Source organism: Onishia taeanensis (assembly GCF_003268885.1).
GTDB classification, from domain to species: Bacteria; Pseudomonadota; Gammaproteobacteria; order Pseudomonadales; family Halomonadaceae; genus Onishia; species Onishia taeanensis_A.
Window position 1 is genome coordinate 69,238 of the sequence record NZ_QLSX01000008.1, and the last position, 24,108, is coordinate 93,345.

General features: G+C 65.1%; 19 protein-coding genes. 8 read left to right on the plus strand and 11 right to left on the minus strand.

The window, feature by feature from the left end; translation table 11 throughout:
* The first annotated feature begins 218 nt into the window (after positions 1 to 218).
* From BCL93_RS11780 to BCL93_RS11800, 5 genes are all read left to right on the plus strand, one after another.
* On the plus strand, positions 219 to 1,814 hold the full coding sequence (locus tag BCL93_RS11780) for a solute:sodium symporter family transporter (RefSeq protein ID WP_112055473.1): 1,596 nt from the start codon (positions 219 to 221) through the stop codon (positions 1,812 to 1,814).
* A gap of 194 nt (positions 1,815 to 2,008) precedes the next feature.
* Entirely contained in the window at positions 2,009 to 3,187 is a 1,179-nt protein-coding gene (locus BCL93_RS11785) for an MFS transporter (RefSeq protein WP_112055474.1), read from the plus strand.
* Between the two features lie 25 nt (positions 3,188 to 3,212).
* Positions 3,213 to 4,604, plus strand: coding sequence for a YcjX family protein (locus BCL93_RS11790; RefSeq protein ID WP_112055475.1), 1,392 nt, complete (start codon positions 3,213 to 3,215; stop codon positions 4,602 to 4,604).
* On the plus strand, positions 4,601 to 5,653 hold the full coding sequence (locus tag BCL93_RS11795; protein WP_112055476.1) for a TIGR01620 family protein: 1,053 nt from the start codon (positions 4,601 to 4,603) through the stop codon (positions 5,651 to 5,653). Before BCL93_RS11790 ends, BCL93_RS11795 begins: the two co-directional genes overlap by 4 nt.
* Before the next feature lie 88 nt (positions 5,654 to 5,741).
* A complete protein-coding gene (locus BCL93_RS11800; protein ID WP_112055477.1) occupies positions 5,742 to 6,182 on the plus strand; it encodes a universal stress protein in 441 nt (146 codons plus the stop codon).
* A gap of 136 nt (positions 6,183 to 6,318) precedes the next feature.
* Here the strand turns inward: BCL93_RS11800 and BCL93_RS11805 are convergent, their stop codons facing one another.
* The 7 genes from BCL93_RS11805 to BCL93_RS11835 form a co-directional block, all read right to left on the minus strand.
* Entirely contained in the window at positions 6,319 to 7,440 is a 1,122-nt protein-coding gene (locus BCL93_RS11805) for an ABC transporter ATP-binding protein (RefSeq protein WP_112055478.1), read from the minus strand.
* 58 nt (positions 7,441 to 7,498) lie between these two features.
* Entirely contained in the window at positions 7,499 to 8,377 is an 879-nt protein-coding gene (locus tag BCL93_RS11810) for a carbohydrate ABC transporter permease (protein WP_112055479.1), read from the minus strand.
* Entirely contained in the window at positions 8,370 to 9,299 is a 930-nt protein-coding gene (locus BCL93_RS11815) for a carbohydrate ABC transporter permease (RefSeq protein ID WP_112055480.1), read from the minus strand. Before BCL93_RS11815 ends, BCL93_RS11810 begins: the two co-directional genes overlap by 8 nt.
* A 92-nt stretch (positions 9,300 to 9,391) precedes the next feature.
* Entirely contained in the window at positions 9,392 to 10,663 is a 1,272-nt protein-coding gene (locus BCL93_RS11820) for an ABC transporter substrate-binding protein (protein WP_112055481.1), read from the minus strand.
* 236 nt (positions 10,664 to 10,899) lie between these two features.
* A complete protein-coding gene (locus tag BCL93_RS11825; RefSeq protein WP_112055574.1) occupies positions 10,900 to 12,318 on the minus strand; it encodes an ATP-binding protein in 1,419 nt (472 codons plus the stop codon).
* Positions 12,319 to 12,464: 146 nt separating this feature from the next.
* Complete coding sequence (locus tag BCL93_RS11830; protein WP_112055482.1) at positions 12,465 to 13,199, minus strand: response regulator; 735 nt, start codon at positions 13,197 to 13,199, stop codon at positions 12,465 to 12,467.
* A 228-nt stretch (positions 13,200 to 13,427) separates the two neighbouring features.
* Positions 13,428 to 14,225 carry a Cof-type HAD-IIB family hydrolase gene (locus BCL93_RS11835; protein WP_112055483.1) on the minus strand — a complete coding sequence of 266 codons (798 nt, stop codon included), beginning with the start codon at positions 14,223 to 14,225 and terminating at the stop codon, positions 13,428 to 13,430.
* Between the two features lie 192 nt (positions 14,226 to 14,417).
* On the opposite strand from BCL93_RS11835, the gene BCL93_RS11840 reads away from it, so the two are divergent.
* Complete coding sequence (locus tag BCL93_RS11840; RefSeq protein ID WP_112055484.1) at positions 14,418 to 16,358, plus strand: exoribonuclease II; 1,941 nt, start codon at positions 14,418 to 14,420, stop codon at positions 16,356 to 16,358.
* Positions 16,359 to 16,472: 114 nt separating this feature from the next.
* Here BCL93_RS11840 and BCL93_RS11845 read toward each other — a convergent pair whose 3' ends face one another.
* On the minus strand, positions 16,473 to 17,729 hold the full coding sequence (locus tag BCL93_RS11845) for a phospholipase D-like domain-containing protein (RefSeq protein ID WP_112055485.1): 1,257 nt from the start codon (positions 17,727 to 17,729) through the stop codon (positions 16,473 to 16,475).
* A 173-nt stretch (positions 17,730 to 17,902) separates the two neighbouring features.
* Here BCL93_RS11845 and BCL93_RS11850 point away from each other — a divergent pair, with 173 nt between their 5' ends.
* A complete protein-coding gene (locus BCL93_RS11850) occupies positions 17,903 to 19,021 on the plus strand; it encodes a glycosyltransferase family 4 protein (RefSeq protein ID WP_112055486.1) in 1,119 nt (372 codons plus the stop codon).
* Positions 19,022 to 19,112: 91 nt separating this feature from the next.
* Entirely contained in the window at positions 19,113 to 20,189 is a 1,077-nt protein-coding gene (locus tag BCL93_RS11855) for a lysylphosphatidylglycerol synthase transmembrane domain-containing protein (RefSeq protein WP_220086275.1), read from the plus strand.
* Between the two features lie 300 nt (positions 20,190 to 20,489).
* On the opposite strand, the gene sucD is transcribed toward BCL93_RS11855, so the two are convergent.
* From sucD to lpdA, 3 genes are all read right to left on the minus strand, one after another.
* On the minus strand, positions 20,490 to 21,362 hold the full coding sequence (sucD, locus tag BCL93_RS11860) for a succinate--CoA ligase subunit alpha (protein ID WP_112055488.1): 873 nt from the start codon (positions 21,360 to 21,362) through the stop codon (positions 20,490 to 20,492).
* Positions 21,362 to 22,528, minus strand: coding sequence for an ADP-forming succinate--CoA ligase subunit beta (gene sucC / locus BCL93_RS11865; RefSeq protein ID WP_112055489.1), 1,167 nt, complete (start codon positions 22,526 to 22,528; stop codon positions 21,362 to 21,364). The genes sucD and sucC overlap by 1 nt, the downstream gene beginning before the upstream one ends.
* A 140-nt stretch (positions 22,529 to 22,668) precedes the next feature.
* Complete coding sequence (gene lpdA, locus BCL93_RS11870) at positions 22,669 to 24,105, minus strand: dihydrolipoyl dehydrogenase (protein ID WP_112055490.1); 1,437 nt, start codon at positions 24,103 to 24,105, stop codon at positions 22,669 to 22,671.
* Between the last annotated feature and the right edge of the window lie 3 nt (positions 24,106 to 24,108).

The window sequence follows — 24,108 nt, forward strand, 5'->3', positions numbered from 1 at the left end:
CTGAGCATAAACACTATGCTGACGAGCCAGGGTGACGCATACAGAGGCCGACGATGATGGCAAACTTAGCCGCCATGGCGGGCCTTAGACCAAAGATGCATAGAGCTTTAGTCTAAGGCTCCCTAGCATCACCTCCCACGCTCGTAAAGTTACTCCATTCCTTGGCAAAAAAACGCTGAAGGTGCCGCTTTTGCCCGCAGTTTAAGGATTACTCCACCGTGCATGCCCTGACCCTGGCGTCGTTCGTGTTCTTTACCGGTCTGGTCGCCTTCATCACCTGGCGGATCACCCGGCGCGACGACCATAAAAGTACCCAAGGCTATTTCCTGGCCGGCCGTTCCCTGACCTTTCCGCTGATCGCCGGCTCACTGCTGATGACCAACCTGTCCACCGAGCAGATGGTGGGGCTCAACGGGGCGGCCTTCAGCGATGGCCTCTCCGTGATGGCCTGGGAGGTCGTAGCGGTCATCGCCCTGGTGGCGCTGGCGCTGTTCTTCCTGCCGCGCTTTCTCAAGAGCGGCATTGCCACCCTGCCCCAGCTGCTGTCGATCCGCTTCGATGCCGGCACTCAGCTGATCACCAACGTGATCTTCCTGATCGCCTATGCGGTGATCCTGCTGCCGATCATTCTCTACTCCGGGGCCATAGGCCTGCAGGGCATGCTTGACCTGTCAGGGCTGACCGGCATCGAGTCCAGCACCTCTCTGCTTTGGCTGACCGTCTGGGTGGTGGGCCTGATCGGCTCGGTCTACGCCCTGTTTGGCGGCCTGCGCACCGTCGCCGTGTCCGATACGCTCAACGGTATCGGCCTGCTGGTCGGCGGTTTCGTGATCGTGTACTTCGGCCTGCAGGCCGTCAGTGCCGACGGCGGCGTGCTCGCCGGCTGGGAGATTCTCAAGGAGACCAATCCGGAAAAGCTCAACTCGATCGGCGGTTCGGAGCAGCAGGTTCCCTTCTTTACCCTGTTCACCGGTGTCTTCCTGATCAACGTGTTCTACTGGACCACCAACCAGCAGATCATCCAGCGCACCTTCGCCGCCAAGAACCTTGCCGAAGGTCAGAAGGGCGTGCTGCTGACCGGCTTCTTCAAGCTACTGGGGCCGCTCTACCTGGTGCTGCCAGGCATTATCGCCTATCACCTCTATGCCGATCAGGGCGTGGCGGCGGATGAAGCCTACGGTCGTCTGGTATTCGACGTGCTGCCGCCCTACCTCACCGGTTTCTTCGCCGCGGTCATGGTCGGCGCCATTCTGTCGTCCTTCAACTCGGCGCTGAACAGCACCACCACCATCTTCAGCCTGGGCATCTACAAGGGGGTGTTCAAGAAGGACGCCACCGAAGATCAGGTCGTCAACTGCGGTAAGGTGTTCGGCTGGGTCATGGCCTTCGTCTCGATGACCATCGCCCCGCTGCTGGCCGGTCAGGAAAGCCTGTTCGGCTACCTGCAGAAGATGAACGCCATCTACTTCATCCCGATCCTTGCCGTGGTAGTCGTCGGCCTGCTGACCAAGCGCGTGCCGCCGCTGGCCGCCAAGGTCGCCCTGGTCGGTGGCTGTCTGCTGATCTTCGCCGGCTACTTCGTGCCGCCGTTCAACAAGCTGCCGACCATCATGCATGAGTTCCACTTCGTGGCCGCGGTCTTCGTGCTGCTGGTGGCGGTCATGCTGATCATCGGCAAGCTGCGTCCGCGCGCCACCGACTGGGTGCAGGAAGATAGCCAAGCCGTCGACCTGACGCCCTGGAAAGGCGCCGTGCCGGCCGGCATCGTGCTGGTGATCCTGGTGATCGCCATCTATGCCGCTTTCGCCGGCTAGCCGGTGACTGACCAAGTACTTCCTAAGTACTAGCCCGACGCCCTGCCCTTCGGCAGGGCGTCGTCGTCGTGGGGTGCCCATATCCCTCTCGGTGCGATATCGGTCATGATGAAGATCCGGCTCTGGACCCGGGCGCCAGGTCATCCCGCGCCATGGCATCTCGCCCGCTCTCCCCACCTAGAGAACGCCACCCCATGCCCTTGAGCGTCTTACTGCTATCGCTGTGCCAGGCACTGCTGATCACTGGCAATAGTATGCTCATCCCGGTGTCGCCGCTGATCGGCGCCAGCCTGGCACCGAGTCCCGCCTGGTCAACAGCGCCAGTGGCAACCCAGTGGCTGGGGCTGATGTGCGCGACCGTGCCGGCCTCGCTGATCATGGCGCGCCTCGGCCGGCGGCGCGGTTTCATGCTCGGCCACCTGGTGGGGCTGGTCGGCGTCGGCGTGGCCTGCGAGGCACTGGTCAGCGAGGATTTCTGGCGCTTCATGCTCGCCACCTGGCTGATCGGCATCGGTATTGGCTTCGGCCAGCTGTATCGCTTCGCCGCCACCGAAGTGGCCCCGCTGCGGCTCCGTGACCGGGCCATCGGCCTGGTCATGAGCGGCGGTGTCCTGGCCGCCTTCCTAGGCCCCTGGCTTGCCAATACCAGCCGCGCACTGGGGGAAACGCCCTTTCTGATGAGTTTCCTGGGGCTTGGAGTCCTCTACGTGCTGGCGCTACTGATACTCACCATGGTCCGCCTGCCACCTCCCGAGACCACCCATGAGCCCGGCACCTCACGCCCCTTGGTTCAGGTACTCCGCCAACCGACCTTTATCGTCGCCGTGCTGGCGGGGATGGTCGGCTATGGCGTCATGAACGTCGCCATGACCGCCACCCCACTGGCCATGACCGCCGCCGGCCACGACTTCGCCCATATTGCCACCACCATCCAGTGGCACGTGCTGGCGATGTTCCTGCCGTCTTTTTTCACCGGCCACCTGAGCGCCCGATTCGGGGCGCGCACCATGATCGTGCTGGGTTGCCTGCTGCTCGTGGCCAGTGCCCTAGTGGCCCAGGTAGCCCAGAGCGTGGGCGGATTCTATACCGGACTGGTGCTGCTGGGCCTGGGCTGGAACTTCACCTTCCTGCCCGCTACCGGCCTGCTCACCGAGAGCTACCGCCCGGCCGATAAGGCCCGCACCCAGGCCGCCAACGAATTCCTGATCTTTTCCACCGTCGCCGCCACCGCGCTTATGGCCGGTCCGCTGGTCAGCGAATTCGGTTGGGCCTACCTGAACACGCTGCTGATCCCACTATCGCTGGTGCCAATCCTGGCGTTGGCCTGGCAGCGACTTGCCAGCCGGGCGCCGCGCCCGCACATTGGGGGCTGAACTCTACGCTGAACGGAACTCCCTCATGCGCCAGCCCCTGGCTCGCGAATTTCATGATCTTCTCGATCGCGGCCGCGATCGCCAGCTGCGCCTGGCGGTCACCGGCCTGTCTCGTGCCGGCAAGACGGCCTTTTTGACCTCACTGGTCCACCAGCTGCGACACGCTGGGCTCGAGGCGCGCCTCGACCTGCTGCCTGCCGCCCGTGAGGGCCGCCTGCTCGGGGCCCAGCGGGTTGCCCAGCAGGACCTTGGCGTGCCGCGCTTTCCCTATGACCCGGCCATGGCGGCACTGGACGCCGACCCGCCGCGCTGGCCCGATCCCACCCGGGGCATCAGCGAGCTCCGCCTGGCGATTCGCTATCGCCCCAAGCGCAGCGGCCTGCTGGCCCGACGTGCCGCGACCCTGACCCTGGACCTGATCGACTACCCCGGCGAGTGGCTGCTCGACCTGCCGCTGCTGGATCACGACTACCTGAGCTGGAGCACCTCTCGCCCCCAGCGCGATGACGGCGAGTACGCGGCCCTGTTCGCCGACTGGCGAGCGTCGCTTGCCGATATTGACCCGGCGGCCACCGCCGATGAGGCGCGCCTTGCCGAGATCGCCGAGGCCTATGCATCCGGCCTGCGCGCCGCCCGCGAAGCCGGCTTTGCCGATCTGCAGCCAGGGCGTTTCCTGCTGCCGGGAGAGCTTGACGGCGCCCCGGTGCTGCAGTTCTTCCCGCTGCCCGGCCTTGACGAAGACGATCGCGACCGGCTCAAGGCCCTGCCGGCAGACAGCGTCTATCAGACCCTTGCCCGGCGCTTCGACTACTATCAGCGCCATATCGTCAGGCCCTTCTATCAGGAGCACTTCCGGCGTTTCGATCGTCAGATCGTACTGGTCGACGTGCTCGGCGCCCTGAATGCCGGGCCGGATCGCTTCGCCGACCTGTCCCGCGCCCTGGGCACCCTGATGAAGAGCTTCGACTACGGCCGCCGCAGCCTGCTGTCGCGCCTGTTCACGCCGCGCATCGACCGCCTGGCCATCGCCGCGACCAAGGCCGATCACGTCACCCCAGAGCAGCATCCCCATCTGGTGAGTCTGCTCGAGGCGCTGCTCGCCGAGCCGCTAAAGGACCTGCGCTTCGCCGATGTGCCGGTCAAGGCCTTCTCGCTGGCGGCGATCCGCACCACCAGCGCCCATAGCGTCGAACACCAGGGCCGCACAACCCCTGCGCTGCGCGGCACCACCCTGGATAATGAGTCGGTGCTGGTATTTCCCGGCGAGGTGCCGTCCCGGCTACCCGATGCCGATTTCTGGGCCCGCCAGGGCTTTGACTTCCGCGCCTTCCGCCCGGCCCCGCGGGGCCAGGCGGCGCTGCCCCATATCCGCCTCGATGCGACCCTCGACTGGCTGCTCGGAGACAAACTTCAATGAACGACCCTCGCCCCGCACAGCGCTTCTCGGAAGATCCAGCGGTGGAGATCGACCCGGGCTACCGGGACCCACGCCCCGCACAGGACTTTCCCGAGGCTCAAGCCAGCCGCCCGCTGGACGACGAATCAGCGGCCGAGGCCGACCTGGCCGCGAGCCTCGCCAGGCCGAGGCGTCGCCGCTGGGGGCTACTGGGCCTGTTAGGCGGCGGTTTGCTGCTCGGCGGCGTGGAGGCCGCACACTCCACCTTCACCGCGGCCCTTGACGGTGACTGGCTGGCCGGCGCCTGGAGCCTTCTCTTGCTCGCGGGGCTCGGCCTTGCCGGCAAGGCCATCGCCAGGGAACTCTTGCGCCTGCGTCGCCTGCGTCGCCACGGCGCCCTGCGCGAGCGTCTCGAAGACATCACCGAGGCCACGCCCCAACAGGCCCAGCACCTCGCCGAGAAACTCAGGGACCGGCTCGACCTGGAGGCGGACCACCCTCACTGGCAGGGCTATCTCGCCGCCCGTAACGACCATCACGGCGGCGCCGAGCAGCGCGTGCTGCTCGCCCATCACCTGCTCGCCCCGCGCGATCGTGAGGCCCGCCGGCTGATCGCACGGATGTCAGGCGACACTGCCGTACTGGTCGCAGCAAGCCCGCTGGGACTACTCGACATGGCGCTGGTAGCCTGGCGCAATCTGGCCATGATCGACCGCCTCGCCAGGCTCTATGGGCTGGAACTTGGCTACGCCAGCCGCCTCAAGCTGTTCCGCCAGGTGCTCTACAACGTCGCCTTCGCCGGCACTAGCGAGCTTGCCAGCGACATCGGCATGGAATGGCTGTCGATGGATCTCGCCGGACGGCTCTCGACCCGCGCCGCCCAGGGGCTCGGGGTCGGCCTGATGAGCGCACGCCTTGGGCTCAAGGCGCTGGGGCTGTCCCGGCCGCTGCCCTTCGAAGCCGGCGAGGCGCCACGACTCGTGGAGCTTCGCCGTGAGCTTTGGCAGCGCCTGTCACGGCTCGACGACGCCTCCAGCAAGGAAAGGGCAAAACCGCGCGGCGACGCCTGACAGCCAATCCCGTGGGGATTGATCAGGATCAAGTCAGCAAGGGGCGTCTAGACTAGGATGAAGGCATACTCATCAAGGAGGTGATGCCATGTTCAAGTCGGTCATGGTGCCCGTCGACGGTTCCGAACATGCCCGCAAGGCTCTCGAAGTCGCCTGTCAGCTGATCAAGGACAGCGACACCACCCTGCATATCCTGCATATCCCCGAGGCGCTGGCCCATGAGACCACGCTGATCTGGGGAGTCGGCGCTGTGACGCTGGAGACGACCTCGAGCCAACTCGAGAAATACGGCCGCGAATTGATAGACCGGGCCTCCCGCGAAGCCAGCGCGCTGGGCGCCGAGCATATCGATACGACCCTTGCCCAGGGCGAGCCCAGCCGCACCATCCTCGAGCAGGCCAAACGACTCGGCGTCGATGCCATCATCATGGGCAGCCGGGGGCTCGGCGACTTCTCGAGCCTGGTAGTCGGCGGCGTCTCGCATAAGGTCAGCCACTCCGCCAAATGCACCGTCATCACCGTGCACTAGTCAGGCGTTACTCTTCGCATCAAAGCAACGGCCCCCGCCGAATGACGGGGGCCGTTTCGTTTGAGCACGCTGGCATCTATCCGGCACATCACGCCAGGCTTGATGGCAGACACAGCAGCAGGAGCAATAACAGACGCTAGGCCAGCCGGCTTTCACTTTGTGGATCAAAGAGCACCGCGCGGCTCATGTCGATACGCAGCGCCAGTCGCTCGCCGGCCGCCACCGGGCACTTGGGCCCCACTCGCGCCGTCACCTCGCTATCCCCCAGCGGCAGGCGCAGCAGAATATCCGCGCCAGTGGGCTCGACGACGGTGACACGCGCCTCGAGCAGCGTGCCCTCCTGCTGGCCTTCGAGCCGCGCGTCCTGCTCGCTGAAATGCTCCGGGCGCAGCCCCAGCACCACCGGCCGCCCGAGCTGGTCGGCAAGCTCGGCGGTGATCCGGTCTACAGGCCAGGGCAGCACCAGTTCTTGCTCTTCGGGGGTAGTAATACGCAGCCGATAGTCGCCCACCTGGCCCTCAAGGGTCGCCGTGATGAAGTTCATCGACGGCGAGCCCATGAAGCCCGCCACGAACATGTCGGCGGGGTCGTTGTAGACCTCGTCCGGCGAGCCCAGCTGCAGGATATGGCCGTCGCGCATCACCGCGATGCTGTCGGCAAGGGTCATGGCCTCGATCTGGTCGTGGGTCACGTAGACGATGGTGGTGCCAAGGCGCTGATGCAGCTTCTTTATTTCGGTGCGCATCTCGACGCGCAGCTTGGCGTCGAGGTTGGAAAGCGGCTCGTCGAACAGATAGATCTGCGGCTCCCGGGCCAGCGCTCGGCCCATCGCCACCCGCTGGCGCTGACCGCCGGAGAGCTGAGCCGGCTTGCGCTCGAGCAGGTGGGTGATCTGCAACAGATCCGCGACCCGCTCCACGGCCTCTTCGCGTTCGGCCTTGGGCACCTTGCGCATTTCCAGGCCGAAGGCGATGTTCTGGCGCACCGTCATGCTCGGATAGAGCGCATAGGACTGGAAGACCATGGCGATATCGCGCTCGGCCGGCGTGCGCCAGGTGATGTCGTCGCCGCCGATCAGAATCTGGCCGTCGGTAACCGGCTCGAGGCCGGCGATGGCGTTCATCAACGTCGACTTGCCACAGCCCGACGGCCCGACCAGGATCAGGAACTCGCCGGAATCGATGGCCAGGCTGACGTCCTTGAGTACCCGGGTACTGCCGAAATCCTTGCGGACCTCGCGAATTTCCAAAGCTGACATGATGATTACCTCGTTATTGTTCGCGTCGTGATGGCTAGAGCTCGCCGTTCGCTCGCCATCAGCCCTTGACCGAGCCCGCAGTGAGACCCCGCACGAAATACTTGCCGGCCAGCACATAGACCACCAGCGTCGGCAGCGCGGCAATCATCGCCGCAGCCATGTTGACGTTGTATTCCTTCACCCCGGTGGAGGTGTTGACCAGGTTGTTCAGCGCCACCGTGACCGGCTGGGTGTCGTACGCCGAGAAGGCCACGCCGAACAGGAAATCGTTCCAGATCTGGGTGAACTGCCAGATCACCGAGACCACGATGATCGGCGCCGAAACCGGCAACAGAATCCGCCAGAAGATGCGAAAGAAGCCGGCGCCGTCGAGCTTGGCCGCCGAGACCAGCTCGCTGGGTACTGCGACGTAGAAGTTGCGGAAAAACAGCGTGGTGAAGGCGATGCCAAACACCACATGCACCAGCACCAGACCCGCCCGGGAGCTCGAGAGCCCCAGCCAACCGAGCGTCTGCGCCATCGGCAGCAGCACTACCTGGAAGGGAATGAAGCAGCCGAACAGCATCAGCGCGAACACCAGCTCCGAGCCACGAAAGCGCCACTTGGTCAGGGCATAGCCGTTCAGGGCGCCCACCACGGTGGAGATGGCGACGGCCGGGATCACGATGGCAAAGGAGTTCCAAAAGTAGCCGCCGACCCCTTCGCAGCGCATGCCGGTACAGGCCTCGCCCCAGGCAGTGATCCAGGGCGCCAGGGTCGGGTGCTCGGGCAGCGCCAGCAAAGTACCGGCACCGATCTCGTCGAGCGGCTTGATCGAGGTCAGCAGCATGATCAGAAGCGGCAGCAGGTAGAACAGCGCCATGATGATCAGCACGGCGTAGAGCGCCGCCCGGGCCAGCCGCGCGCCCGGGGTGCGCCGGCGAATCACGTTATCCATGACGACGGCTCCGCAGTTCGGAATACAGGTAGGGAATCAGGATCGCCAGCACTCCGCCCAGCATCAGCATGGCGCTGGCCGAGCCAAGCCCGATCTGGGCGCGAGTGAAGGCATGGGTGTACATGAAGGTGGCCGGCAAGTCCGTGGCATAGCCGGGGCCGCCGCCGGTCAGCGCCACCACCAGATCGAAGCTCTTGATGGCAATATGCGAGAGGATCATCACCGCGCTGAACACCACCGGCCGCAGGCAGGGCATCACCACCCGGGCATAGATGCGCGGCAGACTCGCACCGTCGAGCTGGGCGGCCTTGATGATGCTGTCGTCGATGCCGCGCAGCCCGGCCAGGAACAGTGCCATGACGAAGCCCGAGGCCTGCCAGACGGCGGCGATCACCAGGGTGTAGACCGCCATGTCCGGGTCCACCAACCAGTCGAAGGTGAAGCCCTCGAAGCCCCAGCCGCGCACCATGGCCTGCAGGCCGAGGCTCGGGTTGAGCAGCCACTTCCAGACCACGCCGGTGACGATGAACGACAGCGCCATGGGGTAGAGATAGATCGTGCGCAGGCTGCCTTCCTGGCGAATGCGCTGATCGAGAAGGATCGCAAGCCCTGCACCCAGCACCAGGCAGATGCCGACGAAGAGGCCGCCGAACACCACCAGGTTGGTGGCAGCCACCCACCAGCGATCGTTGGCCATCAGCTGCGCGTACTGGGCGAAGCCGACGAAGTCGTAGCTCGGCAGCATGCGCGAGTTGGTCAGCGATAGCACGAAGGTCCAGATCATGAAGCCGTAGACGAAGAACAGCGACACGGCGATCGAAGGCGCCAGCACCAGGCGCGGCAGCCAGTCGGTCAGACAACCAAGCGCCGAGCGCTTGGCGGGCCCGCGGGCGGCGGGCGCCGAAGAAAGAGAAGTCGACATGAGTACGTCCTCGAGGCGATGGCCTCGTCAACCAAAAGACGGGAGGGGCAGGCCGCGAGCCTTGCTTGGGCTCGCGGCCTGCGGCGAGGAGCCTAGAGCAGCGAGCTGCCGGCGTTCGCCAGCCGCTCGGCGGCGGCCTCGGGACTCATGTCCGGGTCGTTGAAGAAGTTGGTGACCACATCGAAGATGGCACCCTGCACCGAGGCGCGCACCGCCATGCCGTGGGCCATGCTGGGTACCAGGCCACCGTTCTCGGACGTCGCCTTGAAGTCGGCCATGGATCGCTTGGCGCAGGCGTCGAAGGCGCTCATGTCGAGATCGGCGCGGGCCGGGATCGAGCCTTTGGCCAGGTTAAAGGCCTCCTGGAAGGTCGGCTCCAGTACCAGCCGGGCCAGGTCATCCTGGGCCGCCTGGGCCTCTTCATCGCTTGCCTTGAACATCGCCAGGCTATCGATGTTGAAGGTGAAGGCGGACTCGGTGCCCGGGGCCGGCACACACACATAGTCCTCGCCCGGCGTCAGGCCAGCGGCGGTGAACTCGCCCTTGGCCCAGTCGCCCATCAGCTGCATGGCGGCCTGGCCGCCAATCACCATCGAGGTGGCGATGTTCCAGTCACGCCCCGACATGCCATCATCCATCAGCGTACGCATGCGCTTGAAGGTGGTCAGGGCGTCGATCATGGTCGGGCTGTTGAGCGCCTCGGGGTCGAGCTCGACCAACGCGCGACGATAGAACTCGGGGCCGGCCTCGGCAAGGACCACCGTCTCGAACACCGTGGCGTCCTGCCAGGGCTGGCCACCGTGGGCCAGCGGGATGACGCCCACGTCGCGCAGCTCGTCGGCGATCTCGAACATCTCATCGATGCTCGTCGGCACCTCGACGCCGGCCTCACTGAGCACCTCGGGATTGGCCCACAGCCAGTTGACCCGGTGCACGTTGACCGGCACCGCCACGTAGTGGCCATCGTGGCGCATGATGTCGGCGACCACTTCAGGCAGCAGGCTGTCCCAGTTCTCGGCCTTGGCCACGTCATCGAGATTGCCGAGCAGACCAAGCTCGCCCCATTCCTGAATCTCCGGGCCCTTGATCTGCGCCGCCGACGGCGGATTGCCGGACATGGCGCGAGACTTGAGCACCGTCATGGCGGTCTCGCCGCCACCGCCGGCCACCGCAAAGTCCTTCCAGGTGTGGCCCTCGGCTTCCATCAGTTCCTTCAATACGTTGGCGGCGCGGGCCTCGCCACCGGAGGTCCACCAGTGCAGCACCTCGACCTCGCCGGCCTGCACCGGGGCCGACGCCACGGCGCCGGTGACGGCGAGGCCGAGCAAGGTTTTCTTGAGCGGGAATCGCAGCAATGAGCGCATGGGGCGTGTCTCCATCGATTGTTATTGATTGTCGTGAGCCGATTCACTCGCGGCTGATGACACGCTACCCCATTCGAAGGCACGGGAGGGGTTACCTAGTGCTGGATAGTGTTGCGGGTTTCTTACAGGACTGAAATATATAACTCATTGATTAAACTAATGTTTATAGGCCAAAGGTCTATGCAACCAAGGTCGCGTCCCGCTCTGGCTCGAGGGTCTGTCAGGCCCGTCGGGCGTCATGCCAAGTCTGCGTCATGTCCAGGGTCATCATGCGCGTGACGCGATACCTCGAGGGTCACTACCAGGCCGCCGCCGGGATGATTATCAAGCGTCATCTCCCCGCCATGGGCCCGCAGGATGTGCCGGGCGATACCGAGCCCCAGGCCGCTGCCGCCGGTATGGCGACTCCTAGAAGGCTCGAGGCGCACGAAGGGCGAGAACACCCGCTCGAGCTGTCTCTCGGGTATCCCGGGGCCATGGTCACGCAGGGTGATCCTGAGCCTCGCCGCACTGTCTTCAAGATGCACCTCAGCGCGCTTTCCATAGAAGACGGCGTTCTCCAGGAGGTTGGCCAGACAGCGCTTGAGCGCCAGAGGCTTGGCAGCAAGCGGCGTGGCCCGGCCGGTGACCGTCACCTCGCCACCCTGCAGGGCCATTTCCTCGGCGAGGCCGTCGAGCAACGCGCGCACGTCGACCGGCTCGATGGCTTCATGCAGGTCGAGCCCCCTGACCGAAGCCAGGGCGCCCTTGACCAGCAGGTCCAGCTCGTCGAGGGCGGCGCAAAAACGCTCGCGCTGATGATCATCATCGAGCATCTCGGCCCGCAGGCGCATGCGGGTCAGGGGCGTCTTCAAATCGTGGGAGATCGCCGTGAAAAGCCGCTCGCGTTCTTCGACCTGGTGCTGAATGCGCTGCTGCATGCGGTTGAAGGCCACCGCCGTAGCCGCTACTTCGCGGGGGCCGGTCTCGCGCAGCGGCGGGCTGTCCAGATCGTCGCCGAGCCGGCGCGCGGCCCGCGACAGTCGCGCCAGTGGCCGGGTGGCGCTGCGGATGCCGAGCAGCGACAACCCGATCACGGCAAGCAGCACGATCAGCGCCGCGAACAGCCGTTCGCCGGACAGCCAGCCGTCATCGAAGAGCTCGGGCACCGGCAGCAGCGTCGCCACATAGAGCCAGCCCTGAGCATCCAGCGGTAGTTGCACGACGAGGATCGGCGGATCGATGGGGTCCATCAACAGGCTATGACGCCCCCAGCGGGGCGGCAGGTCGTTCAGCAGCACCTCATTGTTGAACAGGCGCAGGGTGTCGGGAGACGAAAACTCGACGCGCGCGTTGTCGACGCCGAGCTCGGAGGCGAGTATCTCGCGGAAGTTATCGGTCACCACCGCCTGGGCGGGCCCCCTGCCGATGTCCTGAATGGGAATGCGGTGATCGTTGACGCTGACGAAGAAGCGCGTGCCTCCCATGTCGCGCAGCTGATCGAGAACGATATGCCGGTAATCGACCGGCAACGAGCGGAAGAAGCGCACCGTAGAGGCGACGCTGTAGGCGACGTTGCGGGACAGCTCATCGACCTGCTCGAGGCGGCTGTCCTGCGCCTGGTGGGTCCAGATCGCATAGCTTGCGAGCTGGGCGCCCAGCACCCCAACCAGCATGATCAGCACGAAGCGACCGCGCAGACTGCGCGGCAGCCCTCGGGCCAGGCTGCGCCTCAGGCGGTGCCAGATGTGCCTGTCAACGCCCGAGGCCTCGTTGTGATTAGCGTCCGATATCGCGCTCTGATCAGCGCCCGACTCTGCGCTCACGCCAGCGCATCCACTCGTGTGGCCAGCACATAGCCGGCGCCGCGGACGGTGCGAATCAACTGGGAGTGCTGGGCGTCCTCGCCCAGGCGCTGACGCAGCCGGCAGACGTGGACGTCGATGGAGCGATCCAGCGGTGGCGCCGGGCGCCCGCGGCTCAAGTCATAGAGCGCCTCCCGGGACAGCACCTCTTCTGGATGTTCGAGAAACACCTGCAGCAGTTGGAAATCCGCGCCGGACAGGGCGCTGCGCTCGCCTTCTCCGTCGATCAGCTCGCGGGTCACCCGGTCGAGTCGCCAGTCGCCGAAGGCCACCAGCCGCGCCTGATCGGGGTGCTTCTCAACGCCCGGGTCGGCCAATCGGCGGGTGCGGCGCAGCACTGCCTTGATGCGCGCCAGGAGCTCACGGGGATTGAAGGGCTTGCCAAGGTAGTCATCGGCGCCGAGTTCGAGGCCCAGGATGCGATCGGTCTCGTCGGCGCTGGCAGTGAGCATGATGATCGGCACGTCGCTGTCGAGACGCACCCGGCGGCAGATCGTGAAGCCATCGTCGCCGGGCAGCATGAGATCGACGATCAACAGGTCCGGCATTTCAACGGCCAGCAGCGTCTCCAGCGAGTCGGCATCCTCGGCCACCAGGGTGCGAAAGCCATGGCGACCGAGATAGTCGGCCAGCAGCTCGCGGATTTCCGGGTCGTCGTCGACCACGATCAGGGTCGCAGGCGAATGGGTCATTGCAGCAGGTATCGCAGAAGAGGCATGGCAGTCCGTATCCATGGCGCCGACCGAGCGGGCCGCGTCGGGCCCCTATCGGCCATGAAGGAGATCAAGGCAATCTGCTGCGATGATGGTGGATGCTGTGGCGGCCCGGCAAGGTGCTTGCGACCAAGGTGGTAGGGGCATACACCCCTGCACGGGCCAATCACGGACCCGGCAACGACCGGCTAAGGACGCCCGACCCTGTCAGCCCAGCAGGCGCTCGCGCAGCGTGCTGGCAACGGCGGCATCATCATGATGGCCGATACGGGTGGCCCGGGGCACCCGCCCGGGCAGCTCGGGATGGGCATTGGCCATCACGAACGCCTGACCGGCCAGATCCAGCATCTCGGTGTCATTGAGGTTGTCACCGAAGGCCAGGCAGGCCTCGGCGGGCAGCGACAGCCGCTCCAGCAGTCGCGCCAGGGCAGTGCCCTTGTTGACGCCACCGGCCATGATCTCAAGCGACCCGGGCAAGGAGTACGTCAGGTGCAGGGCCGAACCGTAGCGTGCCTCCACGGCCTCCTCGATGGTTGAAAGCGCCGCCGGCTCGCCGATGAACAACACCTTGCCGACACCTCGACCATCGAGCTCCCCGGGCTCGGCCACCCGATAGCCAAAGCCGGTGTGGGCATGAAGCGCAAGCAGCTCCGGCGCCGGCGCATCGATCAACCAGTCGTCATCGCGATAGAGGTTCAGGCGCATGCCCGGCGGTCGCTCGAGCGCGATCAGCTCCCGGGCCATCGCCTCGGGCACATGCTGGGTCGACAGCACCGCATCGTCCGGGCCATGCAGATAGGCGCCGTTGGTGCTGATGATGTGGGCCTCTACGACGAGCCGCTCGCGCAGGGGCAGGATGTCCCGATAGTGGCGGCCTGAGGCGATGGCCAGATGATGGCCGCGCTCGGCGAGGGCCTGGAAGGTCTCGATGGTGAGCGGGTCCAGATCATGGTCGGCGTTGAGCAGGGTGCGGTCGAGGTCGGTGACGATCAGCTGTGGCGACATGTGGGCTCCTTGGCGTCTTAGTCGCTAGCATACCCAAGGGAGTCGATGGCTGTCTTCGCCGGTCTTGCCACGAGCTCACCCCTAACGTCTTGATTGGTCGTGCACACCTTCTGCGGCTGTCCGCCCCGATTGGCGCGGGCTGGAGGAATCCGTATAGTGGCCCCCACTCTTCCCGCCATGCAAAAGTGTCCGATGCTTCAGAACAACTCGATGCTTGCTCAGCTCAAGCAGCAGATCCGCGATACCACGCCCCGGGTCGAGGGCGTGATCAAAGCCACCGACAAGGGCTTTGGCTTCCTCGAAACCGACGACGGCGACTCCTACTTCGTGCCGCCTCCCGCCATGAAGCAGGTGCTTCACGGCGACCGGGTGAAGGCCATCCTCAAGGAGGAAGGTGAAAAGACCTCGGTCGAGCCGGATACCCTGCTGGAAATCGGCATGCAACGTTTCGTGGCCCGGGTCCAGAAGCGTGAAGGCCGCCTGGCCGTGGTGCCCGACCACCCGTCGGTCAAGAACGTGCTCAAGGCGCGCCTCAAGCGCAGCCTCGACGAAGACAGCATCGCCGATGGCGACTGGGTGGTGGCCCGCCTGGTGCGCCACCCACTGAAAGAAGGCGACCGCGGTTTCTTTTCTCAGATCGACGAGCTGGTCGCCAAGAGCGACAACCCGGCGGTGCCTTGGCGCGTGACGCTGGCGCGTCATGCCCTCGAGCAGGCCTCGCCGGAAGCCGGTGACGACTGGCCGATGGCCGATGAAGGCCTCACGCGCGAAGACCTGACCGCAGAGCCCTTCTTCACCATCGACGGTGAAAAAACGCGCGACATGGACGACGCCCTGCGCGTCGAGACCCTGGACAACGGCGGCTGGCGCCTGACGGTAGCGATCGCCGATCCCACCGCCTACGTCGACGAGAGCCATGCCGCCGACCTGGAAGCGCGCACCCGCGCCTTCACCGTCTATCTGCCGGGACAGAACGTCACCATGCTGCCGGAAGTGCTGGCCGACGATCTGTGCTCGCTGTGGGAAGGCAAGGAGCGTCCAGTGCTGGCCTGCGCGCTGGACATCGATGCCGAAGGCAACCTGGGCGACTACCGCTTCTTCGCCGCGAACATGATCTCGAAGTCACGCCTGGTCTATGACCATGTCTCCGACTGGATCGAAGGTCAGGGCGACTGGGCACCAGATGAAGCCATCGCGCCGCAGCTCACTGCCCTGCGCGACCTGACCGAGGCACGCAGCGCCTGGCGCGCCGCCAATGCGCTGGTGTTCAAGGATCGTCCTGACTACGTCTTCGATCTGGACGACGCCGGCAATGTGCTGAACATTCGCACCGAGGATCGGCGCATCGCCAACCGCATGATCGAGGAATCGATGATTGCGGCCAACGCCTGCTGCGCCGACCTGCTAGCGGACAAGGTCGGTCACGGCATCTTCAACGTGCACCGGGCCTTCGAGCCGGAGAAAGCCGACGCGGCTCACGAGTTCCTCGCCGCCCAGGATATCCAGGTCGAGCGCGAGGCCCTGCTCGAGCTGCCGCGCTATCGCGAGCTCAAGCGCGAACTCGAGGCCCGCGATGATGCCTGGCTTGATGTTCGCCTGCGCCGCTTCCAGGGCTTCACCAGCATGTCCGCCCTGCCCGGCCCGCACTTCGGCCTGGGCCTGGCCGCTTACGCCACCTGGACCTCGCCGATCCGCAAGTACGGCGACATGGTCAACCACCGCCTGATCAAGCGCGTGCTTAAGGGCGAGAGCGCCCCGGCCGAGGCCAGCCAGGCGCTGACCGAGCAGCTCACCGAACGCCGCCGCCTGAACCGCATGGCAGAGCGCGATGTGAAGGACTGGCTCTACGTGCGCTACCTGACAGAGGCAGCCAAGGAGCAGCAGGAGTTCGAGGCCGAGATCATCGCCGTCAACCGCGGCGGCATGCGGGTGCGTCTGGTCGCAAATGGCGCCACCGCCTTCATTCCGGCGCCGCTGATGCACAGCGAACGTGACAAGGTAGTGATCGACGACAAGGAAGGTCGCATCCAGATCGAAGGCGAAGAGCGCTTCAAGCTGGGCGACATGACCCGCGTGGCTCTCACGGAAGCGCGTGAAGAGACCCGCTCGCTGGTGGCCCGCCCCGCGGTCTGATCAAGCGCTGACCGCCTGCAAGACGCACAACGCCCCGGCCACTCGCCGGGGCATTGTCGTTTCAAGCCTGTGCCGCGCGGAGGCCACACAGCCGATCAATGGTCCCACACGGGCTCACAGCTGCTCCAGCAGCATTCGGGCCCCCTGCTCCATGAATCGTGTCCAGCGTCCGCGCCGACGGAACTCGTCGGCGTCCAGACGCTGCGCACGCTGGCAGTCATCGTCGAATTGCCCATCCAGGGTCGCCGTGACAGCCTCGGAGAGCATCAGGGCGCAACATTCCTCGTCCTTGCCCATCGACCGATGATTGACGTTCACCGACCCGACGCAGGCAAGCCGACCGTCGACGGTAATCACCTTGGCATGCAGCATGGTCGGCAGAAACACCCAGACCTTCGCACCGGCATCAAGCAGCCGCTCGATGCTCGGCTGCCCGGCCAGCTGCGACAGGCGGCTGTCGTTGTGGCGACCCGGCACCAGCAGCTCCACCGAGACACCTCGCTCGAGTGCCGAGATGATCTGCTCGATCAAGACATCATCCGGGGCAAAGTAGGCGGTCACGATGCGTAGCCTGACCTGACTGACCGCCACCAGCGAGCGCAGCATTGCAGCGGATTCGGTCCAACCGATGGTCGAGGAGGCCCGCACGCACTGGACCAGCAGTCCATCCTCGTGAACCGGCGGCCGCTGGCGAATCGGCTCCCACTGCCAAGGCCCACACTCGTTCCAGTTGTCGAGAAAGGCAGAATGCAGCCCGATGACCGCCGGACCCGACACGAGTAGATGCGTCTCGCGCCATTCATCCGGCGTGCGGGCATCGCCTTCCCATTCGGCAGCGATGCCGACCCCGCCGACGAAGCCGAGGCGGTCGTCGCATACCATGATCTTGCGGTGCGTGCGCTTGTCGATCTGCCAGGGCCTTGGCAGCTTGATCGGCCGGAAAAGGCGCACCTCGACGCCGGCCTCGCGCATCTGAGCGACCACCTCAGACGACATCTTCTGCGTTCCCACCGCATCCAGCACGACCCGAACCCGGAGACCCTCGCGAGCCCGACGGGCCAGAGCCTCGGCGAAGCGCTGCGCGATGTCACCCGTCCAGTAGACGTAGGTCACCAGATCGATGCTGGCCTCGGCGGCATCGATGGCATCGAGCATGGCGGGGAATATCTCCACGCCATTGCGCATCACCTCGACATGATTGCCGGCAGTGAACGGCGTCCCCAGCGCGTACTCGAGCTCGGTGCGGTAATAGGCCTCCTCTCGGGGCGACGCGGGCCCTGACGCGTCCGAGTCCCGTTTCTCGAGCGAGTGGGCCTCTTTGCGCTGACGCTCGCTTGAACGGCTCTCGCCTGAACCGGTGTCGGCTGGCATTCACTCCTCTCCTTGTCATGTGCGCGTGTCATCATATGTCTCATGCATGGCCGCAAAGCGCCACCCGTAGAGCCTCGAGCATTCTCTGCCGAGACGGCGAAGCCGACCTGTCGTCGAACTGTCGCATTGCCTCGCTACCCTTGAGCGAGAGCCAACGGCAACAGGAGACGGTCTTGCACCTTGCGGATATCACCATGTTTCATGCGCCGGATAGCGGCGGCGTGCGCACCTACCTTCAGGCCAAGCACCGTCACTTGGCGACCCTACCGGACGTCGCGGCTAACCTGTTGGTCCCCGCCGGCGAGCGTCAGACCCTGGGAGCCCTGCAGACCCTACCCGCCTTTCGTTTGCCGCTGGGCCAGGGCTATCGCTTCCCGCTGCGGCGCAGCCCCTGGCGAGAGGCACTGGTCGAACTGGGCCCGGATCTGATCGAGGCCGGCGACCCCTACGTCACCGCCTGGGCGGCGCTGGAGGCCGGTCAGCAGTTAGGGGTGCCGGTGGTCGGGTTCTACCATTCCGACCTGCCACGGCTGATGGGCGATCGCTTCGGCCCGCCGGTGGCCCGGCGCCTCAAGCGCTATGTGGCGGATCTTTACGGGCGCTTCGATAGCGTACTGGTGCCTTGCCGCTCGATGGGCGAACGCCTCGAGGACTGGGGCGTGCAAGGCGTGCGCGTGCAGCCGTTGGGGGTCGATCTCGACACCTTCCATCCCCGCCGGCGCCAAGAAACGTTGCGAGAGACCCTTGGCCTCGACGACGCCACCCGACTGCTGGTCTTCGCCGGTCGCAACTCCCGGGAGAAGAACATCAATGACCTGCTGGCGACCGCCCAGCAACTCGGTCGCGGCTATCACCTGCTGCTGATGGGGCCGGGGATGCCGACCCAGGTTCCGGACAACGTCAGCGTGATCAGCCGCTGCTGCTCACCCAATGAGGTGGCTCGCGCCCTGGCCAGTGCCGATGCCATGGTCCACGCCGGCACGCGCGAGACCTTTGGCCTGGTGGCGTTGGAAGCCATGGCCAGCGGCCTGCCGGTGGTGGCTGCGCGGGCCGGTGCACTGATCGAGAACGTACCGCTGGGCTGCGGCGTGCTCTGCGAGCCCCATGCGCCGAACGCTATGGCACGCGCCGTAGAGGAACTCTTTCTCAACGATGCCGCCGCCATCGGCCGCCATGCCCGTCGCCACGTGGAGCGTCATTACCGCTGGTCGAAGGTCATCGATGGCCTGCTTGACCATTACCGCACTCTGTCACCGACCCTTGCCACCACGACACGCTGCCAGCATGGCTAGACGACCGGTCGCTGAGTTCCCGGACGGTCGGCGCACCCTCAGGAACCGCACGGAAGCATTTATGAAAGGTCTGAGGCGCGCGTGGAGGCTGTTGCGTGGCCGAGCACTGCTGATCCTGGCGCTGCTGATGGCGGCGCTGATCCCGCTGTTGCTCGATGGCATGGCACCTTTCGCGGCCCTTCTCGACTTTCCGCTTACGCAACTGGCGCTGATGCTGTCGCTGGTGCTTGGCTGTTGGAACCTCAACGCGCTTCGCCTGCGCCTGCTGCTTGCCGGCCGTCTCGGGGCTGGCGATAAACCACTCGATCGATCAGGCAACGGCCGCTTGGCCGGGTCATCGCCGGCCCAAGGCTCGCCGACCTGTGCCTTTCAGGGCACTGCTCCAGGCACTCCACTACTCTTGGGCCAGCGCCGGGCACTGGCGATGGTGATGGCCACCGAATGCGCCACCTGTGCAACGCCGGGCGGCAGCGGTGGCCCCCTGACCCTGATGATGCTGCTCAGGGGTCACGGCCTGCGCCCCGCGACCTCCTCGGGGATCTTCCTGATCGATCAGGTATGCGACATGCTGTTCTTTCTGCTCGCCCTGGCCGCGATAGGCGGATACGCCCTGCTGCACCCGGACACCTGGCCTCGGCCCGAGCTTATCCGGCTGGCCGGTGCCGCCTTGGTGGCTATCCTGGTGATACTGATCGCACTGCTGCTTTGCCTGCCCCGCGTGCTGCGCCTGAGCCGTGCCCCGCTCGCCCGGCTGGGGCTCGCCCGCCCCCGGCGTCACCGCCTGGCCCGACAGCTGCTGCAGTTTCGACAGGGGCTTGCCACCACCCTGAGACAGCCGCCACTGACGCTCGCCGCCATCTTCGCCCTTTGCAGCGCTCACTGGCTCACCCGCTACAGCCTGCTGTACCTGACGCTGGATGGGCTGGGCGTCGACGTCGCCTGGGTCTGGACCTTCATGGTGCAGATGCTGGCCATGGCCGCCGGTCAGCTGAGCCTGCTGCCGGGCGGTGCCGGCGGGGTCGAACTGACCATCGGCGCCTTTTTGCTACCGACACTGGGCGGCGAGACCACCGCCGCCGCGGTCCTGATCTGGCGCTTTGTCACCTACCATTGGTACCTGTTGGCCGGCGCTCCGGTACTGGCTTGGCTGGTCAGTCAGCGACGCTAGATCTGCCGGGAAATCTCTGCGTCACTACCGTCCTGCCTGCGCTCGCCAACGGCTGACAAATCCCGCGCACCGCGTCTGGGCATGGCTTGATTCCATGCATGGCTGTTTCCTGGGTACGCTGCCTTCTTGGTACGTGATCTCTTTGCTTCGGCCTCTTTGCTTCGGCCTCTTTGCTTCGGCCTCTTTGGTCCGTCGCATACGTTGGAAGTTGCTTTCGTGGAAAACCGCCGTAAGAAAAAACCGCACATAAAAAAAGGCACCCCGAAGGGTGCCCTTTTGCCATGAGGCGGGTCCGCTGGCTTACCAGCCAGTGACCTGCTTCAGGGCGTCGCCGATGTCGGCGAGGGAGCGCACGGTCTTGACGCCCGCAGCTTCCAACGCGCCGAACTTCTCGTCGGCCGTGCCCTTACCGCCGGAGATGATAGCACCGGCATGGCCCATGCGCTTACCGGGAGGTGCGGTCACGCCCGCGATGTAGGCGACCACCGGCTTGGAAACGTTGGCCTTGATGTAGGCCGCGGCTTCTTCCTCAGCGGTACCACCGATCTCGCCGATCATGACGATGGCTTCGGTCTGCGGGTCCTTCTCGAACATCTCGAGGATGTCGATGAAGTTGGAACCCGGGATCGGATCACCACCGATGCCGACACAGCTGGACTGACCGTAGCCGTGGTCAGTGGTCTGCTTGACGGCTTCGTAGGTCAGGGTGCCGGAGCGCGACACGATACCGACCTTGCCCGGCTTGTGGATGTGGCCCGGCATGATGCCGATCTTGCTTTCGCCCGGGGTGATAACGCCCGGGCAGTTCGGGCCAATCAGGCGCACGCCCAGCTCGTCGCACTTGACCTTGGCATCCAGCATATCGAGCGTCGGGATGCCTTCGGTGATGCAGACGATCAGCTTGATGCCACCGTTGGCGGCTTCAAGGATGGAGTCCTTGCAGAACGGAGCCGGCACGTAGATCACGGACGCTTCTGCGCCGGTCGCGGCGACGGCTTCCTTGACGGTGTTGAATACCGGCAGGCCCAGATGCTCCTGGCCGCCCTTGCCCGGGGTCACGCCGCCGACCATCTGAGTGCCGTAGGCGATGGCCTGTTCGGAGTGGAAGGTCCCCTGGCCACCGGTGAAGCCCTGGCAGATGACCTTGGTGTTCTTATCGATCAGGATACTCATTACTTGCCCTCCGCTGCCTTGACGACCTGCTGTGCCGCGTCAGTCAGGCTGGTAGCAGCGATGATGTTCAGACCGCTGGACGCCAGTTTTTCGGCACCCAGCTCGGCGTTGTTGCCTTCCAGACGCACCACGACCGGCACGTTGACGCCGACCTGCTCGACGGCACCGATGATGCCCTCGGCGATCATGTCGCAACGCACGATACCGCCGAAGATGTTGACCAGCACGGCCTTGACGTTGTCGTCGGACAGGATGATCTTGAACGCTTCCGCCACGCGTTCCTTGGTGGCGCCACCGCCCACGTCAAGGAAGTTGGCCGGCTTGCCGCCGTTCAGGTTGACGATGTCCATGGTGCCCATGGCCAGGCCAGCACCGTTGACCATGCAACCGATGTTGCCGTCGAGCGCCACGTAGTTCAGTTCCCAGGCGGCCGCTTCGGCTTCACGCGCGTCTTCCTGAGACGGGTCCTGCATGGCCTGCAGGTCCGGGTGACGATAGAGAGCGTTGCCGTCCAGGCCCAGCTTGGCGTCGAGGCAGTGCAGGTTGCCTTCGTCGGTGATCACCAGCGGGTTGATCTCGAGCAGGGCGAGATCCTTGTCGTGGAACAGCTTCGACAGACCCAGGAAGATCTTGGTGAACTGCTTGATCTGTTCCTTGTTCAGGCCCAGCGCGAAACCAAGCTCACGGGCCTGGTACGGCTGCGCGCCGACCAGCGGATCGATCTCGGCCTTGAGGATCTTCTCGGGCGTTTCCTCGGCGACCTTCTCGATCTCCACACCGCCTTCGGTGGAGGCCATGAACACCACGCGACGGGTGGTGCGGTCGACGACGGCGCCCAGGTACAGCTCGTTGGCGATGTCGGTGCAGTTCTCGACCAGGATCTTGGCAACCGGCTGACCGTGCTCGTCGGTCTGGAAGGTCACCAGGTTCTTGCCCAGCCACTGCTCGGCGAACGCCTTGGCTTCTTCCGGGCTCTTGATCAGCTTGACGCCGCCGGCCTTGCCGCGGCCACCGGCGTGGACCTGGGCCTTGACGACCCACTTGTCACCGCCGATCTTCTTGCAGGCTTCTGCAGCTTCTTCCGGGGTATCCACGGCGAAGCCCTTGGATACCGGCAGACCATAATCGGCAAACAGCTGTTTGCCCTGATACTCGTGAAGGTTCATCGTGTCATGCCATTGGTTGCATTTGACTCGAACGATGACCGTGGCCCGCCACCACTGTAGCGGGCCAGGTCATCCCCGTTCACCCCGAACCGGCCGGGGCGAGGCGCCGCTCAGAGAGGCGGCGCTCGTTGTTCGACGACTTACTTGCGCTTCTTGCGGTTGGCCATGTGGATAGCGTGGCCGTCGACCGCCAGAGCGGCCTCGTGCACGGCTTCCGACATGGTCGGGTGCGCATAGCAGGTCAGCGCCAGATCCTCGGCGCTGGAGCCGAATTCCATGGCGATCACACCCTGGGCGATCATCTCGCCGGCATGCTGACCGACGATGTGCATGCCCAGCACGCGATCGGTTTCGGCATCGGTGATCACCTTGGCCATGCCTTCGGTGGCATTGTTGGCCATCGCGCGACCGCTTGCCGCGAACGGGAAGGTGCCGCACTTGACTTCAATGCCGGCCGCCTTGGCTTCCTGCTCGTTCATGCCTACCCAGGCGACTTCCGGGAAGGTGTAGATAACACTCGGGATGGCATCGTAGTTCATCTCGGCCTTATGACCGGCGACGATGTCGGCGACCATGATGCCTTCTTCAGATGCCTTGTGAGCCAGCATCGGACCGCGTACCACGTCACCGATGGCGTAGACGCCCGGCACGCTGGTGCGGCAGTGATCGTCAACGAAGATAAAGCCACGCTCGTCTAGCTTGACGCCGGCATCGTCGTCCAGCAGGCCCTGGGTGTAGGGACGGCGGCCGACGCAGACGATCAGCTTGTCGAAGGTGATTTCCTTGTCGCCTTCGCTGTCGGCGTACTTGACGACGACCTCGTCGCCCTTGATCTCGGAGCCGGTGACCCGCGCGCCCAGCTTGATATCCAGGCCCTGCTTCTTGAGCAGTTTCTGGGTTTCCTTGGCGACGGCCTGGTCGACCATCGGCAGGAAGCTGTCCATGGCCTCGAGGACGGTGACCTCGGAGCCCAGACGGTTCCATACGCTGCCAAGTTCGAGGCCGATAACGCCGGCGCCGATCACGCCGAGACGCTTGGGCGTCTCTTCGAATTCGAGCGCGCCGGTGGAGTCGACGATCAGGCCCTCAGTGAGCGGGGTCGGCGGAATATCGACCGGCACAGAGCCAGAGGCGATGACGATGTTGTCGGCTTCATAGACGGTCTTCTCGCCGTCCTTGCTGACCTCGACCTGCTTGCTGGACAGCACCTTGCCGGCGCCTTCCAGAGCGGTCACACCGTTGGCCTTGAACAGACCCGCGATGCCGCCGGTCAGGTTCTTCACGATCTTGTCCTTGCGGGCCATCATCTTCTTGACGTCCATCGTGACGTCGCCCGCCTGGATGCCCATGTCATCGAAGTCGTGCTGCGCTTCGACGAACTTGTGGGAGGCCTCGAGCAGTGCCTTGGACGGGATACAGCCCACGTTCAGGCAGGTACCGCCGTGAACGGTCTTGCCTTCCTTGTCGATCCACTTCTCGACGCAGGCAGTCTTCAGACCCAGTTGGGCGGCACGAATGGCGGCGACATAGCCGCCGGGGCCAGCACCAATGACGATCAGATCGAATTTATCGGCCATGGT